Here is a 15619-nt window from a genome sequence, read left to right as displayed (position 1 = left end):
AAGATCAGCGGCTAGAAGCTAGATAGCAGCTGGGCCAAAGGGGCTTTAGCCGAGTTAATCTGCTTAGCTTAGTTAGCGGTCTCTTCGGCAGTTGCCGCAGGCTGTCGTCGTAGGGCTTCCTGCTGAAGTTGCCGGAAGCTGCTAGCTTCGTCTGAGATCCGCTGCTGCTGCTGCTGCCGGAATTCGGTCAGGCTCATGTTATTCATCAGAACAGCCCGATGGATTAGCTCCATTGGACCCATTGGATCGGTGAGCAGATCCGCTCCTGCATCGGAGGAAGGAAAGCCCTGGTTGGGGTTGAGCGTGTTGGCGGTGCCAACGTCACTATCTTGGGCGGTTTGGGCGATTGCAGGACTCAGGCTGACAAATCCTGAAACAGCAACTGCTGCCATCAAGGCGACTTTAAGCTTTGATAAGCAGGCCATGGAACACTCCTTGACACTACTGAACTACGGGTACAGGACGCACGCGCAGGCATCTTAGAAGCTTGACGCTTTAGATGCAGAGTACGTTCCCGACTATAACAAACAAATCTTGGAACAGCGATACCGGAGAATACCCGATAGCTCCCCGACTCGTTGTCTAAGCAATGCGGCGGCGCAGTAAAGGCTGGATAGCCAGCAGTGCGATCGCACTGAAGCCGATCAAAACTGCTAAACATACCCCTAAAGAAACGCTCCCCCAGGGTGACAGCAGCACAACACTACCCAAAGACCAGTCTGGGTGGAGATAGAGATACCGAATTGGCTCAATAGCGTAGGTCAAAGGGTTGAGACTAGCAACGACCTGCAGCCAGCCAGGCATAAAGTCTAGGGGAACCAGGGCTGTGCTAGCAAACAGCAGCGGCAGGTTGGTTACAAATATGACCGCAATCAGCTCAATGTGGCCTGGCAGGGCAAAGGTCAGCCCCAAGCTCAGTGCCGTGACTCCTAGAACCAGGGTCAGCACGATCAGCACCACTAGGGCCAGGCCCAGCGGATCAGGCCATCCGGCTCCTAGAAAGGCGCTTAGGGTGATTACCGCTGCCGTTTGGACGATGCTCAAGGCTGCAATAAAAACGGCTGAGGCGACCACAATCGAGTAGCGAGAGGCCAGCGGGGCCACCAAAAAGCGGTTGAGAAAGCCAAATTCCCGGTCAAACATAACCGGCAGACCTGCATTGAGCGCACCGCCAAAGGCCGTAAAGACGATGATGCCCGCCGCCAGAAACTGGCCATAATTGCGGCTTTCACCAAACAGGCCCTGGGGCACATTTTGAAACAGCGCCCCAAAGAGTACTAGCCAAATCAGCGGTTGAATAACGCCTGCGATCAAGGTTGAAGGCCGTCGCTGCAGCTGAATAAACAGCCGCCGCGTCATAGCCAGGGTTTCTTGCAGGAAGGCCCCAGAGATCAGGCCGGGAGGCTGGGAGGTGTCTCCCCCACCGGGCGCTGACTTCCAGGCGCGCAGGTCGGGGCTGTCGATAGGTGAGGATTTGGGGGTTAGGGTTGTACTCATGATCAATTTCCTGGGTAGGGCTTTGCCATAGGGGCGAGGGCTCAAGGGATGTGGTCAGAATTAAGAGCGGTAGTTTTCGAAGCTTAGGGCCAAGATCAAGCTGGGGATCAAGTGCCTTTCATGGCTTCTTTGCGTTCTTTTTTCAGGTTACGGGTGCCCACAGCAGCCAGTTCGGCATCCATCAGGGTGCGCCCGGTAGCCGCCAGGTACACATCGTCCAGGCTCGGTCGCGACTGAGAAATGCCAAAGGTGGGCAGCCCTGCCTCCTTCAAGGTCTGCTGCACTGAGAGCAGCGCGTCAGACTGAGGTTCCACTACCAAGTTGAGAGAGTTGCCCTGGGCGCTGTTGATAATCACTTCCTGCACAAAGGGGAGCTGGGTGAGCATTTCCCGGGCTGAGAGGGCTTCGTCGTCGGGGGTGAATTCGCGGATGCGGAGGGTAATGCGATCGCCGCCAATTCGGTCTTTCAGCTCGTTAGGGGTGCCTGCAGCAATCACAACTCCGTTGTCGATGATGGCAACTCGATCGGCCAGTGCATCGACTTCCTCTAGGTAATGGCTGGTAATGAGGACGGTGGTGCCAGCGGCTTTGAGCTGGCGCAGGAACTGCCAAACGGCGGAGCGGGTTTCAATATCGAGGCCGACGGTGGGTTCATCTAGCACCAGCACTTCGGGCTGATGCAGCAGGCCCAGGGCCAGATCTAGCCGCTTTTTTAGGCCGCCAGAGTAGGTGCCGGTCTTTTTGTCGGCCCAGTCTGTCAGCTCTAGTAGGTTGATCATTTGAGGGATGCGATCGCGCGATACCTTTCTTGGAATGTGATAGATATCAGCCTGGAGCTGCAGCAGTTCTCGGCCTGTCAGCACCTTGTCGAGCGCGACTTCTTGGGCGATGTAGCCGAGGCTCTGGCGGGCAACTTTGGGGTCATCTACAACTGAGATGCCGTTGATTTCGATTTTGCCGCCGTCGGGGCTGGCCAGGGTACACAGGCAGCGGATCGTTGTCGTTTTGCCCGCTCCGTTGGGGCCTAGCAGGCCAAAGATCTCGCCTGGCTGGATCGCTAGGGAGACATCCTTAACCGCTTCTATCGATCCATAGCTTTTCTTGAGCTTTTCAATCAAAACAGCCGGAGGCATACCACTTGACCTGCTAACAGCAAGTTCTGAACGTTACACAACTTTATTCTACAAAACCTGATCCCCAGGTCGGTGGTAGGGGAGAGATTTGTGAGTGGGGAGCAGGGGGTGGGGAAAAGGGAAGCGGCAAAAAGCCCTAGGTTTTGACCACAGGGCTGGGAGGTGAATGGGTGGGGGAGTGGATGAGTGGATGCGGGAAACTGTAAGGGCAGTATCCTGACTTGTCTTTCAATCGAAGGGCAGGTTGCTCTAGCCCAGTTGGGGTAGAGCGCTGGCGAGGGTTTCGAAGGTGCCGGTAAGGGCTGTCATCAGGTCGTGGGTGAGAGGCAGGCTGTCGATCACCATGCCTGCTGAGAGCAGCATCATGTAGAAAATTGAGTACTTGAACAGGTCTTTGGCGAGATCCCGATCAGAGGGGGACTGGAGTAGGGCCCAGGCTTTTTTCAAGAAGAACCAGCCAAGTGCGATCGCAATTCCAGCGTACAAAGCGCCGGTTGCACCCAAGGGGTAGGTCATCATCAGGGTCAGCGGGATCAGCACTAGGGTGTAGTACCAGATCTGCTTGGCAGTGGCCTCATCCCCGACGACGACCGGCATCATAGGCACATTCACTTTGGCGTAGTCATCCTGGATCAGCATGGCCAGACCCCAGAAGTGGGGCGGTGTCCAGATGAAGACAATGGCGAAGAAGAGCCAGGCGGCCCAGCTTAGCTCACCTGTTACCGCTGCCCAACCGACCAGCGGCGGAATGGCTCCGGCGGCTCCACCAATGACGATATTTTGAGGGGATGACCGCTTCAGCCAGTGGGTGTAGACCCCGACGTAAACGGCGATCCCGACCATCGATAGGCTGGCACTGAGCAGGTTGGCAAATACGGTTTGCAGGGTAAAAGAGAGCACTGCCAGAACAGCGGCAAACAGCAGGGCATCTCGAATTTGGATGCGGCCCGAGGGCAAGGGACGGTGCCGGGTGCGCTCCATGTCGAAGTCAATGTCCCGGTCGTAGATGCAGTTGATCGTCTGGGCTGAAGCAGCGGCCAGAGCGCCAGTGAGCAGCGTTACCAGCAGCACCCCAGGGTTGACTCTGCCGTGGGCAGCAACGAGCATGCTGGCCGCAGTTTCAATTAGAAGCAGCGGGATGATGCGGGGCTTGGTCAGCTGCCAGTAACTGCGGATCACCTGCCAGAGGCTGTCGTGGTGGCGAGTGGCTCCATTCCAGGTGGTGGATTGATTCATGCAGGGGTATTTCCTTAAAGCATTGGCTGTGCTGCGCGATCAGCACGGGAAAACGAAGCGAAGGTTATTCAGTGGCGAGGGAGATGGGCTGCTCAGGCAGGGCTCTAACTAGGGCAGCATCTCGTAGCGCCAAGACGGTAAAGCACACCAGCGTGCCCATGAGGGCTGCTCCCAGGGTATGGTGGGCCACGGTCAATGGCTCAACTTGCAGGTGCAGGCGGAACGTAGCGATCCCCAGCACAATCTGAAACACCAGGCAGGCACCAGCCACATTGGCTAACCGTCGCAGGTAAGGATGCAGGGCAGGGGTGCGCCAGCTAATCAGCACTACCGCCAGCGTTGCGATAGTGGGCGGCACGACGCCTACGATATGGCTGTTCATGACGCTGCACAGCTCAGCCGCACCGAAACACTGGTGGGCTGCCCAGCGGGAACCGACCAAGCCCCCCAGCAGACACTGGCCATAAACCAGCAGAGCGGCGACTAAGCCCAGCCAAGGCAGCTTGCCTACAGTGCCGGTGCCGCGGTAGGGCAGCAGGGTGGTGCCAATAATCAGCAGCGTGGTGAAAAACAGGAGCGCGGTACCTAGGTGGGCGGTGACGATATCAAACCGGAGCATTTCTGTAACGGTCAGCCCTCCCAGCACACCTTGAAACACAATCAGAGAAAATGCCCCTACAGCAGCCCAGGGCAACCAGGCTGGAATCTGTTTGCGATGCCACAGGCTAAGACTCACGAGCCAAAGGGTCGAGAGGCCAATGAGCGATGCATCAAGCCGGTGGAACCACTCTAGAAAAACCTGCAGGTTCATCTGCTGCTTGGGCACTAGCTGGCCGTAGCAGAGGGGCCAGTCGGGGCAGGCCAACCCTGCGTTCATGACTCGAGTGGCGCTGCCAACGGCCATGAGGGCTAGGGTTGCGATCGCAATTTTCCAAACGAGCCGACGAATACGATCTACCGGAGTGGACTCGGAAGAGGCTGGGGGCCAGGCAAGACGCCCTAACCAGGGCTTGAGTAGAGATGATGTTTGGGCAGACATGCGGCCTCACAAGGTAGACAAACAGCCCCGCCATTCACAGAACGTTTTACCAAGCGGTTTACAAAACGTTTCGATTTAGCCAGTTCTGCTTTAGCAGACCTCAACACTTCAACCATGACGGGTATCACTGTTGCCTACTACTTTAGAGACGGAGAACCGGCAACTGGCCGAGCTTTAGGATTTTCTTCGGAATCTCAAGCGAACTGAAGCGAGAATTGATGCGAAATTTACGAAATAGTTTGTAGCCGTAGTTAAATACTAGAAATATTTCGTGACTTTGTGGGATTTCTGCCCGATTGAGCCTGCTTGGTGAGCGGGGAGTACGGCTGAGGCGGAGAAGAGGAGACACGGAGACGCAGGGACACAGGGAGAAAGAATTTTGGTGCGGGGTAAAAACCCTGCAGTGGCAGAATGAAAGGCGGCGTTACATCAAGCAAAGCATGGCTTCACAGATCACCTTAAATCTGATTGAAGGGTCTGTTCGATTCAACTTTTCCCCAGAGGCTGCCCAAGCTTTGAAAGCTGAAATCAACACGCTCATGGCGAACCTTAAAGCCGTGGCGGCTCGCTCAGGCGGGGGAAGTGCTCGCAGCCCTGAGTCGGCTATGGAGTATCAACATACGGGCGAAGTGTTTCTAGAAATCTTTTGCAATCCCAATATTTGGCCTAGCCCCTTTGCTGCCAAAGTGCTTGTTACCCTACGCGATGACCGCATTCGTCTGACCACTGAAGCTGAACTCACGCGAGTCATCGAAGATCTCAATACCTATCTAGAACAGTTCGCCTAGCACGACAGAGACGATGCGCTCACGGTAGAATCGAGTCACGGGTTGGGAGTTTAGTGAGTAGCTGTTTCTAGTGTCTCCGTTGAACTGTCAACCCAGCCGTTCTTCAAAGGTGCTACAGCAGTTCTATGAACTCCGATCTCCTGACCGAAACCCTACAAAAAGGCTTTCGCCTGACCCTGGGCGCAACGGCTTCTCTAATCGAGGCCATTCAAGATCCCCAGGGCTCTACCCGCAAATTTTCTGAAATGGGTACAGACGTCAATCGCATCACGGAAGAATTAGAGGCTAAGGGGGCAGTGACCGAGCAGGAAGCCCGTCAATTTGTAGACGGTATGCTAACTCAGATGCCCAACCCGTTTAGCCAGAGCAGCACCTCAACCCAGTCTCGCACGGTCTATACCGTCGCCACGCCGATTAGCGATCCCTCAATTCAGCCCGATCTAGAGGATCTGACCCGTCAACTGGCCGACATCCGCCGGGAAATCGAGGCGCTGAAGCAGCAAAACGGCCAGGGTTAGGCGCTCCCCGACCTTGGCCTGCTTGGTCAACTCGGTCAGCTCAGGCGAAAGTAGAGAAGTCAGAGCTGGGCGGTACGTCTTGCCAGCGACCCGGCCCCACTGCTCGCAGCGCTTCTTTAAGGCTGACATCTCCGGTGTAGAGGGCGCGGCCGACAATCACCCCGGTCACGCCCAGTGGCTCTAGCGCCAGCAGGCTCAGCAAATCGGTAACGGCGCTCACTCCGCCAGAGGCGATCACCGGAATGTCGATAGCCTTGGCCATCTGCCGCAGAGCATCCAAATTGGGGCCTGTGAGCGTACCGTCGCGCTGAATATCAGTGTAAACAATAGCGGCAGCGCCCATCTGAGCCATGCGCTGGGCTAGCTCTATGGCTTCTACTTCTGAAGTTTCTAGCCAGCCTCGCGTCGCGACCTTGCCGTCTCGGGCATCAATGCCGACAATTACCTGGCCCGGAAATTCTCGGCTCAGTTCGTTCACCAAGTCTGGATTCTCGACGGCAGCAGTCCCGAGGATGGCATAGCGCACCCCTAGAGCAAATAGCTCTGCTACACGCTGCCGGTCTCGCAAACCGCCGCCAACTTCGATCGGCACCTCAACAGCCTCAACAATTGACTGAATAGCCTGCCAGTTCTCTGGTCGGCCTGCCTTAGCGCCATCTAGATCAACCAAGTGCAGCCGCGTCGCACCCTGAGCCACCCAATCTCGGGCGACTGCAACCGGGTCTTCGTTAAACACCTCAGACTGGTCATAGTCACCCTGGTACAGGCGCACACAGCGGCCCTCTAGCAGGTCAATCGCGGGGATCACTTCCATGATGAACGGGGAATGCGGGACAAAAGTTTCATTTTACAGCTAGGGTTTGCGATCGCACAGACACTGATCGCACAGACACTCACTTGTCAGTTCGCTCCCTAAGTTCTTCTCCTGCTCTACCCCTACCCACTGGAGCCGATTTCCCGTATGCTCCTAAATGCGCTTGATTAGGGATGGCTATGTTAGACCTGACGGGAAAAAATGCTCTGGTAACGGGAATCGCCAACAACCGCTCCATCGCCTGGGGCATTGCCCAACAGCTACACAAGGCAGGAGCCAATCTAGGCATTACCTACCTGCCGGATGAGAAGGGCAAGATGGAGAAAAAGGTCGAAGACCTGGTATCGCCTCTTAATCCCTCCCTATTCCTGCCCTGCAACGTGCAGAACGATGAGCAGGTCAGTCAGGTTTTTAGCACCATTCAAGACAAGTGGGGCAAGCTGGACATTTTGATCCACTGCCTAGCCTTTGCCAGCCGCGATGACCTCACTGGAGACTTCAGCAACACTTCCCGCGACGGCTTTCAGCTAGCCCTCGACATCAGCGCCTACTCTCTGCTGAGCCTGGCTAAAGGAGCCAAGCCGCTAATGAGCGAAGGCGGCAGCATTGTCACCCTGACCTACCTAGGTGGGGTTCGGGTTGTTCCCAACTACAACGTTATGGGTATTGCCAAGGCAGCCCTAGAGATGAACGTTAAGTACCTAGCTGCAGAGCTAGGGCCTAACAATATTCGAGTAAATGGCATCTCCGCTGGCCCCATTCGTACGCTGGCCTCCTCTGCTGTCGGCGGCATCCTCGATATGATCCACCACGTTGAAGAAGTAGCTCCGCTGCGCCGCACTGTCACCCAAACTGAGGTCGGCAACACGGCGGCCTTTCTCTGCAGCGACTTATCTAGCGGTGTGACCGGGCAGATTCTCTATGTCGATGCTGGCTACGAGATCATGGGTATGTGAGCTAACTCCAACCGTGAGGTGACTCCTGAGGGAGTGAACCACGGCGTTGCTGCAGGGCAGGGCAGGCATGGGTTAGGTCAGTTCCTTAATTTTCCATGGCTAGATGATGGGTTGAATAGTGAAGCTATAAATTCGGTCAGGCTCCTGCAGGTTGCTGTGGGGGTCTAGCGTCGTTCTCTAAAAAGTCCCTTTTGCTGACTAATCTGGTTCTCAAGTCAGGGGATAGCAGGCGTTCTGAAGGCACGGTAGATTTTTGAATCCACACTAAAAGTGGCTGGAGGATCCTAGGTGTCTCTTCATCGGCTTACCTTATGGGTGCCCATGCTTTCTCTCAGCCTGCTGCGAATTAAATCCCTGTCCCCTCATACAGGAGCAGCATTATGTTTTGCCCAGGACTGTCTGATATCAAATGGGAACGCCTTATTCTTGCGGTTACAGTGACCATTCTGTTGGCTGATAGCCTGCCCCACTCTAGCCAGGGTCTTGGCCTCTCGATCCGGGGAGTAGAGCATTTGCAGGAGATATGGACTCAAGTTCGAGATGAGTTTGCTGCTAGCTTGACTGTTGGCCATCGATAGACAAACAGCCTGTCTTAAAGGTCAGACATTTGCGTGTTGGTGCTGGCTGCTAAAGACTTAGGTGAGGTTGAGGCTGTCTTGGAAGGCCCAGCATCTTCATCTAAGCGTCTAGCGCCAACGGTTTCGGGCGCAGGAGCTAGGGGTAGCGCCAACACCACAGTAGTGCCTTTACCAATCCCTTCACTGTGGAGATGAATGCTGCCGCCCATCAAGTCCATGAAATTTTTGGAGATGGCCAGTCCTAGCCCGGTTCCCTCAAACTGACGGGTTGTTGAGCCATCTATCATGACGAAAGGCCGAAAGAGCCGATGCTGATGCTGGGGGTCTATGCCAATCCCCGTATCTGAAATGGTGATTAAGGCCCGAGGTGTAGGAATTTCAACCTTGATTGGACTGACCTTAGCTGCTGGCTCAGCAGTAGATTCTGTGTCTAGCTGCACCAGAATGTCGATGCTAATCTGGCCTTGTTCAGTGAATTTAATTGCGTTGTAGATGATATTTAGCAGCACCTGCTTTAGCTTGGCCCGATCTGCCAAAATCCAAACGGGTGAGCTTAATTCTGAATGCTTGAGGTTCAGATTTTTTTGCTGGAGATGAATGCTCTGCAGATCGACAACTTCTTGAAGGATCTGCCGCAGATCAGAAACTTCGGGTTTTAGGGCCAGGGTGCCAGATTCGATCTTGGCGATATCTAGAATGTCATTGATAATTCGCAGCAGATGCATGGCGGCGTGGTCTGCCCGATCTAGAAACTCTAGTTCCTCTTCCCGAGAGTCGCAGCAGTCGTCTTTGACTAGCCGGATACAGCCGATGATGGCGTTGAGCGGGGTTCTAAGTTCGTGAGAAGTATTGGCTAGAAACTCGCTTTTGAGCTGATTGGCGATTTGGGCATCTTGCCAGGCATGTCTGAGTTCCTGGGCTCGCTCCTCCAGCCGTTTCATCATGTTGGCAAAGATATTAGCCAGGTTTTGCAACTCTCTAACTCGAAAGTCTCGCGGCGCTTCTTTTAAGTGGGATAAATCTTGGACTTGCTGTGCGTAGCTGCTGAGTTTCTCGATTGGCAAAGAGAGGCTACGGGCTACGATCAGGGCCAGAAAAACATTGGCAGCTAGTAGTCCAAGCGTTAAAACAATGAGGCTATTGCGAACATCTTCTAAGCCGTGCAGGGCATAGTCTAGCGGTGTCACTGCTAGGACAGACCAGCGCTCTGTTTCTTGTAGGCTGATGGGAATATCTACGCCGGTATAGCCTGCTAACCACTCTTCGCCTGACGGTAACAGATTGAACAGATGTATAGTGCTGCTGCGGCCTGACTGCACATTTCTGACAATGCTATTGAGCCGGTCAGCGTCTTTGCTGTCGTTGATCGACTTGCCGATTTGTTGCTGGTCGGGGTGGCTCATGATTACCCCGTTGGGGGCAATGATCACCATGTCGCCTGCCAAGAACCCGGGGCCTGTGGTGTCGGTTTGAGAGAGCCTGGCCCGCAAGGTTAGGGTGTAGCGCAGGTTACCCTCAGGGGCATAGACAGGCGCGGCTAGAACTACGTCTAGCCGCGCTGAGCTGTTAGCTAAGGCAGTCCCGGTGACGGCCTGCTCAGCAGCTGATCTGGCGGTGGTGGTAGTTTCTTGACCGGATAGACCGGCGTATAGCAGCCTGAAGTCAGCTTCGTCGGCCTGAGGCGAAGCCGTGCTTTGAAAGATCCAGGCAGGGTTAATGTTGCTGGGAAATAGGGAGTTGCTACAGGTGCTAAATGCGATCGCACCGTTGACGCCATCAGTCAACTGCAGGCAGTCGATAAAGTAAGGAACCTGCTTCACCTGACTGCTTAGAAACTCGCTGACTTCGTCCTGGGGAGCGGTTTGCAGCACGCGAGTTTGAGAGAGCGCCTGCAGACCGGTTTGCAGGAAGCGGATGTCGCGACTGAGGTTGACTCCTTTTTGAACGGCACTACTGGCCAGATTTTGGCGGGCAGTTTCGAGCAGGCTGGTGCGAGCTTTGCGAATAGTAACGTACTGCCCGATCAGCAATATGGGGATGCTGAGCAGCAAAATGCGCAGTACCAGAATTCTACGAAAGGAGGGGGGGCGGGAGCGCGGCATTGGGTAGATTGGGGTGAGGCGGGAGCCAAGCACTGACAGAACCCAGCAATTGCAGAAGAACCTCAGGGGTTGCCGATAACAACCTGGGCAGTTAAGGCGCTTAAAGAAGGGGTTAGTAGCTTAGAATACTCCATCTCTCAAGCCTGAGTCAGCCTCCTTAGGGCCGTTGACCTAGAGCACTGATTCACGATTGTATTGATAGAAACGCTGAGCCCTCAACAATAGGTTTCAGTCAACTGTTAAGGGGCGCTAAAAATCAAGACATATTATCCCCTATCCTATCTCCGAGAATGTTCTCTGCCGACACATATCTTTCGTTACTTCACAGCACCGTAATTCTCGCAATGAGTGCAGACGGAAAAATCGCCGACTTTCGCCGCACTGCCGCCCGATTCTCCTCTAAAGCCGACCTAGCTCATCTAGAGGCCCATATTGCTGAGGCAGACGCGGTGCTAGTCGGTGGGGGTACTCTGCGGGCCTACGGAACGACTTTGCCGGTACGTCAGCCTGCTCTGATCGAACAGCGTCGCCAGCGGGGCCAGAGCGATCAGCCGATTCATATTGTCTGGTCACCCTCGGGCCACCTTGACCCAGACTGCCGATTTTTTCGCCAAGCGGTGCCTAGGGGCTTATTGACGACTGAGTCTGGAGGGGAGCGCTGGCAGCAACAAGCAGGGTTTGATTCGATTTGGGCGTTGCCGGGAACGGCTTCTGACTGGGACTGGTCTTTGGCTTTGGCCCAACTGGTGTCTAGCGGGATTCGTCGCTTGGCTGTGCTCGGGGGCGGGCGACTGGTCGCGGAGCTGATCGCTCAGGGTTTGATAAAAGATCTGGTGTTGACGGTGTGTCCGGTGGTGTTGGGCGGGGCGGCGGCCCCGACTCCGGTAGATGGCCTAGGCTTTGGGGCGGAGGTGGCACCGCGCCTAGAGCTGATCTCCTGCCGCAGCGAAGGGCAGGAGATCTTTTTGCATTACCGCTTTCGGCCCGAATCTCTGCAGCCACAGTAGAATTCATTTACGCTAGAGAATAATGGCCTGCCACTTGCTGGTAGGGCTTTCTGAGCGCATTTCTACTCGCATCATTTTTTGTCATTCAGTATCAGTAGCCCCATCCTATGGTTCAAGCCCCCAAGGCTCGGTATGAGGTTGCCTGGATCCGGCATGTTGAGGAAATTCCGCAGCCTGTCTGGGATGCGCTGGCGCTTCCCCTAAAAACCCCTTTTTTGGAGTGGGCCTGGCTGCACAACATGGAGCGGTCGGGCAGCACCGGAGCTAATGCTGGCTGGTTGCCAACTCATCTCACGGTTTGGCGCGATCGCACTCTCGTGGGAGCTGCCCCCCTGTATCTCAAGGGGCACAGCTACGGCGAATTTGTCTTTGATCACCAGTGGGCCGACTTAGCTGAGCGACTGGGAGTAAGCTACTATCCCAAGCTGCTAGGTATGTCGCCCTTTACTCCAGCTGAGGGCTATCGCTTTCTGATTGCGCCGACAGAAGACGAGGCCGCAATCACGGCGCTAATGGTGCGGGCAATTGATGAGTTTTGCGATCGCAACCGCATCTCTGGCTGCCACTTTCTCTACGTCGATCCCGACTGGCGGCTACAGATGGAGGCTCTAGGTTTTCGCAAGTGGTTACACCACAGCTATATTTGGCAAAGCCAGGGCTTTCAAACGTTTGATGACTACCTCAATGTCTTCAACGCCAACCAGCGGCGCAACATTAAGCGCGAGCGCAAGTCCTTAGAGAAGGGGAACCTGCGGCTGGAGGTGATTACGGGAGAAGCACTGTCTCGCAACCTGTGCAGTCAGATGTACGACTTCTACAGCGACACCTGCGACAAATTTGGTTGGTGGGGCAGCAAATACCTGACCCGAAAGTTTTTTGAGCAGCTATACCCCGACTATCAGCACCGAGTTGTGCTCTTTGCCGCCTATAGCGAAGACAACAATGCCCCTGTTGGCATGTCTATCTGCCTGACTAAAGGCGATCGGCTCTATGGCCGCTACTGGGGCTGCCAAGAAGAGTACAACCACCTACACTTCAATGCTTGCTACTACGCCCCTATTGAGTGGGGTATTGAGCACGGAATCACGATGTTTGATCCGGGGGCTGGCGGGCGGCACAAAAAACGGCGCGGCTTTCCAGCCACACCCAACTACAGCCTCCACCGTTTCTACGAACCCCGTCTGCAAAAGATTCTCGGTGCCTATATAGATGAGGTAAACGAGATGGAGCAGCGAGAGATCGAAGCTATTAATGCCGACCTACCCCTAAAACAGGCCACTCAGAGCATTGAAGAACCAGGCTAGAATGAGGGATCTGCGGTTGATTTACTCCAGGTAACCCGGCAGCTCAGTTAAACTGACTGCCTCAGCTTTACCTGGACAAATTACTCCCCCACCGAACTGGTCTACTGACGCTATGACAGAAAATACAGCGACAAAAGATACGGCACCTCAGCCCGTGAGTGCACATGCCCTAAAAACGCTTGACGACAAGCTCTCTAAACGCTTCATTGAGCTTGATCCCGACGGCTATTTCCTAATTTATCTGGACCGAGAGCAAGGCCTCATTTGCGCCAAGCACTTTACCAATTTTATCAACGACAAAGGATTAGCCTGCGACCCAGCGACCGGCAAGCCTCTGCCCACGCGAGGCAAGGTCGAGCGCGCTGCCAGCCGCCTTTACACCGGGCGAACTGCAAAAGAACTCTGTATTGCCATCTTTGAAAATGCAGACAGCCCCTGCCCCATTCGCTTTCTCGACCACGCCGCTTACCTGGGCCGAGAGTTTGTCCGAGCCGAGATAGCCCTCATCTCCGGAGCAGACTACATCCAGGATTAGCTTCGTTCGGGCTCAATCTCAAGACGGGTCAACCTAGCATGGAGAGGACAGTCAGCCAGAAGCCTTTTCCCTTCTGCTCCCTGCCCTCCCCCTTATGCCTTAATCGCTAGTTGCCAAACCCCACATAAAAGAAATACGTCGCCATCGGAATCACCGTCGCCAGCAGCAGCAGCACGACAACGATTACCGTGTAGTTACTGCGGTTTTCGGTGGTTTCTTGGGCGCTGGCAAAGGTGCTCTCTGCGTCATAGGCATCATCAAAAGCCGGGGGACCAGGATCAGGCTGCCCCGAGAGCACCGCTATCAGTCGGTCTGTGGCCTCTAAAAAAGACTCGTTATACTTGTCTCCCTCCAGCAGCGGTACCAGCACCGTTTCCTGAGCCACGCTAGTGGCAATATCAGGGGTGAGTTGCTCCCCAACGATTGGACCTACTCGAATACCGACGGTCTTGCTGACCTCATCGAGCACCAGCAAAGTTTGATTAGCCTGCGCCTCGGCATTAGGAAACCACTGCTCAAATAGTTGGTCTGTAAAGCTCTGAGCAGTTTCGCCATAGTCAAAATGGTGGATGGTGACTAGGCGAACTTCGCTGCCGGTTTCTTTAGCAAGTTTGCTTAAGCGATCGCTAATCTTGCCCTCGTTCAGGCGGCTGATCAAATTGGCGTCATCCACAATCCAGGTGGTGTCTCCAGCTGCGACCGTAGGCAACTGATAGGTTGCGATCGCGTTAGCGGGCGCTCCAAAAAAGCCAAAGGCGGCTACAAGGGTAACTATAAGAATGAGAACGGGCCGCAGCATAGCAGCAATAGATAAATAGGGAATCTTCATGGCTGGGACTCCAGGGTAATCAGGAAACGACCTGACAGGGCCGAATTTCCCTTCCTTCAATATACGGGACAGACGGGATCGCTAGAGTATTAAGACCAGATTCCCCTGTGCTCCCGGCTGAAGTAACCAGCGGTGCGCCTGATTGGCCTCTGCCAAAGAAAACTCTCGATTGATAACGGGCCTCAAAGTGCCGTCCTGCAAGCCGATTTGGAGGGCTTTCTGAATTTGGGTTAAGTCTTCTGGGCGGGTATTAAACAGGGTCAGCCCCGTCACAATTGACTCCTTGCTCATGACCGCTCTTGGGTTGATTTCGAGGGAGCCTCGGCTGCCGATCACCACAATTCGACCATAGGAGGCGACTAGATTCAGATCTTGCTCCAGGTTGACATTAGCCAGCATCTCTAGAATTACGTCCACCCCTCGGCCTGCAGTGGCAGCTAAAATTTCGGCCGGATAATCTGGACTGTGATGATCAAAAACCTGGCTGGCCCCCTGATCCAAAACCAGGCTGCGACCTTCGGGAGTGCCTCCGGTACCGAGCACCCGCATTCCAGCAGCGACGGCTAGCTGAGTTGCGGCCAGCCCTACGCTGCCCGTGGCTCCATGCACCAAGACGGTCTCTCCCGACTGAGCCTGCCCCTTAGAAAACAGGGCGCGGTGAGCGGTAGAGTAGGGCACAAAGATCCCTGCGCCCTGCTGAAAGGAAATCTGCGGCGGCAGGGGATAGATTTGCTCTGCAGGATAGATCGCCATTTCCGCATAGGTGCCGCTACTGGGCCAACCGCCATAAACCCGCGCTCCGACCTCAATGCCGCTAACCCCTGTGCCTACACCAGCTACCGTTCCAGCGCCGTCGATACCGGGTGTAAACGGCAGCTCTGGCCTGCGGGCATAGCTGCCGGCCCGAATGTAAGTGTCTACAGGATTGACTCCGGCTGCCTCAACTCGAACGAGCACCTGACCCGCTTCTAGTTTGGGAGTGGGAACGTCTTCCAACTCCATCACCTCAGGGCCACCAAACTGATGCACCCGGATTGCTTTCATGGGGTTCTACCTCTTGTATAGCGAAGCCTACTACCCGATCCCTTAAAAGGGAATTGGCTGAAGGCGTTTGTAGATTGTCGCCTGTCTCTGAATGGCTCAAGCTGCCCTTTTGGCTATTCCTTAGTTTGCTTATAGCCGCTCCAAGCCGCTGGGGCTGCATTTCTAGGCCCCTAATGCGAGTTGACTATTTGAGAAGTATTGTCAAATTCAATAGGCTAGTGATTGCCTTGATTCAGTCT

16 protein-coding genes are annotated in these 15619 nt (G+C 54.9%); 7 read left to right on the top strand and 9 right to left on the bottom strand.

Features of this window, described 5'->3' with window-relative positions:
- Nucleotides 1-68: 68 nt before the first annotated feature.
- The 5 genes from H6G13_RS20635 to H6G13_RS20615 form a co-directional block, all read right to left on the bottom strand.
- Entirely contained in the window at nucleotides 69-425 is a 357-nt protein-coding gene (locus H6G13_RS20635; protein WP_190486345.1) for a hypothetical protein, read from the bottom strand.
- Nucleotides 426-582: 157 nt separating this feature from the next.
- Nucleotides 583-1497 carry an ABC transporter permease gene (locus H6G13_RS20630; protein WP_190486344.1) on the bottom strand — a complete coding sequence of 305 codons (915 nt, stop codon included), beginning with the start codon at nucleotides 1495-1497 and terminating at the stop codon, nucleotides 583-585.
- A gap of 107 nt (nucleotides 1498-1604) precedes the next feature.
- Nucleotides 1605-2630 (bottom strand): ABC transporter ATP-binding protein, encoded by a 1026-nt coding sequence (locus H6G13_RS20625; protein ID WP_190486342.1) that lies wholly within the window; start codon nucleotides 2628-2630, stop codon nucleotides 1605-1607.
- Nucleotides 2631-2879: 249 nt separating this feature from the next.
- Complete coding sequence (locus tag H6G13_RS20620; protein ID WP_190486340.1) at nucleotides 2880-3866, bottom strand: heme o synthase; 987 nt, start codon at nucleotides 3864-3866, stop codon at nucleotides 2880-2882.
- Nucleotides 3867-3930: 64 nt separating this feature from the next.
- Entirely contained in the window at nucleotides 3931-4905 is a 975-nt protein-coding gene (locus tag H6G13_RS20615) for a heme A synthase (RefSeq protein ID WP_190486338.1), read from the bottom strand.
- Nucleotides 4906-5345: 440 nt separating this feature from the next.
- On the opposite strand from H6G13_RS20615, the gene H6G13_RS20610 reads away from it, so the two are divergent.
- Together H6G13_RS20610 and H6G13_RS20605 are read left to right on the top strand one after the other, a co-directional pair.
- Nucleotides 5346-5693, top strand: a complete 348-nt coding sequence (locus H6G13_RS20610; protein WP_190486336.1) for a hypothetical protein — start codon at nucleotides 5346-5348, stop codon at nucleotides 5691-5693.
- 125 nt (nucleotides 5694-5818) lie between these two features.
- The gene (locus H6G13_RS20605) at nucleotides 5819-6211 is read left to right on the top strand and encodes a hypothetical protein (protein WP_190486334.1); all 393 of its coding nucleotides are present in this window, start codon (nucleotides 5819-5821) and stop codon (nucleotides 6209-6211) included.
- A gap of 40 nt (nucleotides 6212-6251) precedes the next feature.
- Here the strand turns inward: H6G13_RS20605 and hisA are convergent, their stop codons facing one another.
- Nucleotides 6252-7025, bottom strand: coding sequence for a 1-(5-phosphoribosyl)-5-[(5-phosphoribosylamino)methylideneamino]imidazole-4-carboxamide isomerase (hisA, locus tag H6G13_RS20600; protein WP_190486332.1), 774 nt, complete (start codon nucleotides 7023-7025; stop codon nucleotides 6252-6254).
- A 179-nt stretch (nucleotides 7026-7204) separates the two neighbouring features.
- Between hisA and fabI the strand changes: the two genes are divergently transcribed.
- On the top strand, nucleotides 7205-7981 hold the full coding sequence (gene fabI, locus H6G13_RS20595) for an enoyl-ACP reductase FabI (protein ID WP_190486330.1): 777 nt from the start codon (nucleotides 7205-7207) through the stop codon (nucleotides 7979-7981).
- 380 nt (nucleotides 7982-8361) lie between these two features.
- Entirely contained in the window at nucleotides 8362-8559 is a 198-nt protein-coding gene (locus H6G13_RS20590; protein ID WP_190486329.1) for a hypothetical protein, read from the top strand.
- Nucleotides 8560-8573: 14 nt separating this feature from the next.
- Here the strand turns inward: H6G13_RS20590 and H6G13_RS20585 are convergent, their stop codons facing one another.
- On the bottom strand, nucleotides 8574-10661 hold the full coding sequence (locus H6G13_RS20585) for an ATP-binding protein (RefSeq protein WP_190486327.1): 2088 nt from the start codon (nucleotides 10659-10661) through the stop codon (nucleotides 8574-8576).
- A gap of 344 nt (nucleotides 10662-11005) precedes the next feature.
- Between H6G13_RS20585 and H6G13_RS20580 the strand changes: the two genes are divergently transcribed.
- From H6G13_RS20580 to H6G13_RS20570, 3 genes are all read left to right on the top strand, one after another.
- Nucleotides 11006-11668, top strand: a complete 663-nt coding sequence (locus tag H6G13_RS20580) for a RibD family protein (protein WP_242028446.1) — start codon at nucleotides 11006-11008, stop codon at nucleotides 11666-11668.
- A gap of 107 nt (nucleotides 11669-11775) precedes the next feature.
- Nucleotides 11776-12972, top strand: coding sequence for a GNAT family N-acetyltransferase (locus tag H6G13_RS20575; RefSeq protein ID WP_190486322.1), 1197 nt, complete (start codon nucleotides 11776-11778; stop codon nucleotides 12970-12972).
- A gap of 112 nt (nucleotides 12973-13084) precedes the next feature.
- Nucleotides 13085-13507, top strand: a complete 423-nt coding sequence (locus tag H6G13_RS20570; RefSeq protein ID WP_190486320.1) for a DUF4346 domain-containing protein — start codon at nucleotides 13085-13087, stop codon at nucleotides 13505-13507.
- A gap of 106 nt (nucleotides 13508-13613) precedes the next feature.
- On the opposite strand, the gene H6G13_RS20565 is transcribed toward H6G13_RS20570, so the two are convergent.
- Both H6G13_RS20565 and H6G13_RS20560 read right to left on the bottom strand, forming a co-directional pair.
- Complete coding sequence (locus H6G13_RS20565; RefSeq protein ID WP_190486318.1) at nucleotides 13614-14336, bottom strand: TPM domain-containing protein; 723 nt, start codon at nucleotides 14334-14336, stop codon at nucleotides 13614-13616.
- An 81-nt stretch (nucleotides 14337-14417) separates the two neighbouring features.
- Entirely contained in the window at nucleotides 14418-15380 is a 963-nt protein-coding gene (locus H6G13_RS20560) for an NADPH:quinone reductase (protein WP_190486316.1), read from the bottom strand.
- Between the last annotated feature and the right edge of the window lie 239 nt (nucleotides 15381-15619).

It is taken from the genome of Pseudanabaena sp. FACHB-2040, assembly GCF_014696715.1.
GTDB lineage: Bacteria > Cyanobacteriota > Cyanobacteriia > Phormidesmidales > Phormidesmidaceae > JACVSF01.
The sequence above is the reverse complement of the archived record's forward strand: the minus strand, read 5'-3'. Positions and strand labels throughout refer to the sequence as shown.

Excerpts from the sequence above, each read along its gene's own strand:
- H6G13_RS20635 (WP_190486345.1), bottom strand. The coding sequence starts at position 425 with ATGGCCTGCTTATCAAAGCTTAAAGTCGCCTTGATGGCAGCAGTTGCT.
- H6G13_RS20630 (WP_190486344.1), bottom strand. The coding sequence starts at position 1,497 with ATGAGTACAACCCTAACCCCCAAATCCTCACCTATCGACAGCCCCGAC.
- H6G13_RS20625 (WP_190486342.1), bottom strand. The coding sequence starts at position 2,630 with ATGCCTCCGGCTGTTTTGATTGAAAAGCTCAAGAAAAGCTATGGATCG.
- H6G13_RS20620 (WP_190486340.1), bottom strand. The coding sequence starts at position 3,866 with ATGAATCAATCCACCACCTGGAATGGAGCCACTCGCCACCACGACAGC.
- H6G13_RS20615 (WP_190486338.1), bottom strand. The coding sequence starts at position 4,905 with ATGTCTGCCCAAACATCATCTCTACTCAAGCCCTGGTTAGGGCGTCTT.
- H6G13_RS20610 (WP_190486336.1), top strand. The coding sequence starts at position 5,346 with ATGGCTTCACAGATCACCTTAAATCTGATTGAAGGGTCTGTTCGATTC.
- H6G13_RS20605 (WP_190486334.1), top strand. The coding sequence starts at position 5,819 with ATGAACTCCGATCTCCTGACCGAAACCCTACAAAAAGGCTTTCGCCTG.
- hisA (WP_190486332.1), bottom strand. The coding sequence starts at position 7,025 with ATGGAAGTGATCCCCGCGATTGACCTGCTAGAGGGCCGCTGTGTGCGC.
- fabI (WP_190486330.1), top strand. The coding sequence starts at position 7,205 with ATGTTAGACCTGACGGGAAAAAATGCTCTGGTAACGGGAATCGCCAAC.
- H6G13_RS20590 (WP_190486329.1), top strand. The coding sequence starts at position 8,362 with ATGTTTTGCCCAGGACTGTCTGATATCAAATGGGAACGCCTTATTCTT.
- H6G13_RS20585 (WP_190486327.1), bottom strand. The coding sequence starts at position 10,661 with ATGCCGCGCTCCCGCCCCCCCTCCTTTCGTAGAATTCTGGTACTGCGC.
- H6G13_RS20580 (WP_242028446.1), top strand. The coding sequence starts at position 11,006 with ATGAGTGCAGACGGAAAAATCGCCGACTTTCGCCGCACTGCCGCCCGA.
- H6G13_RS20575 (WP_190486322.1), top strand. The coding sequence starts at position 11,776 with ATGGTTCAAGCCCCCAAGGCTCGGTATGAGGTTGCCTGGATCCGGCAT.
- H6G13_RS20570 (WP_190486320.1), top strand. The coding sequence starts at position 13,085 with ATGACAGAAAATACAGCGACAAAAGATACGGCACCTCAGCCCGTGAGT.
- H6G13_RS20565 (WP_190486318.1), bottom strand. The coding sequence starts at position 14,336 with ATGAAGATTCCCTATTTATCTATTGCTGCTATGCTGCGGCCCGTTCTC.
- H6G13_RS20560 (WP_190486316.1), bottom strand. The coding sequence starts at position 15,380 with ATGAAAGCAATCCGGGTGCATCAGTTTGGTGGCCCTGAGGTGATGGAG.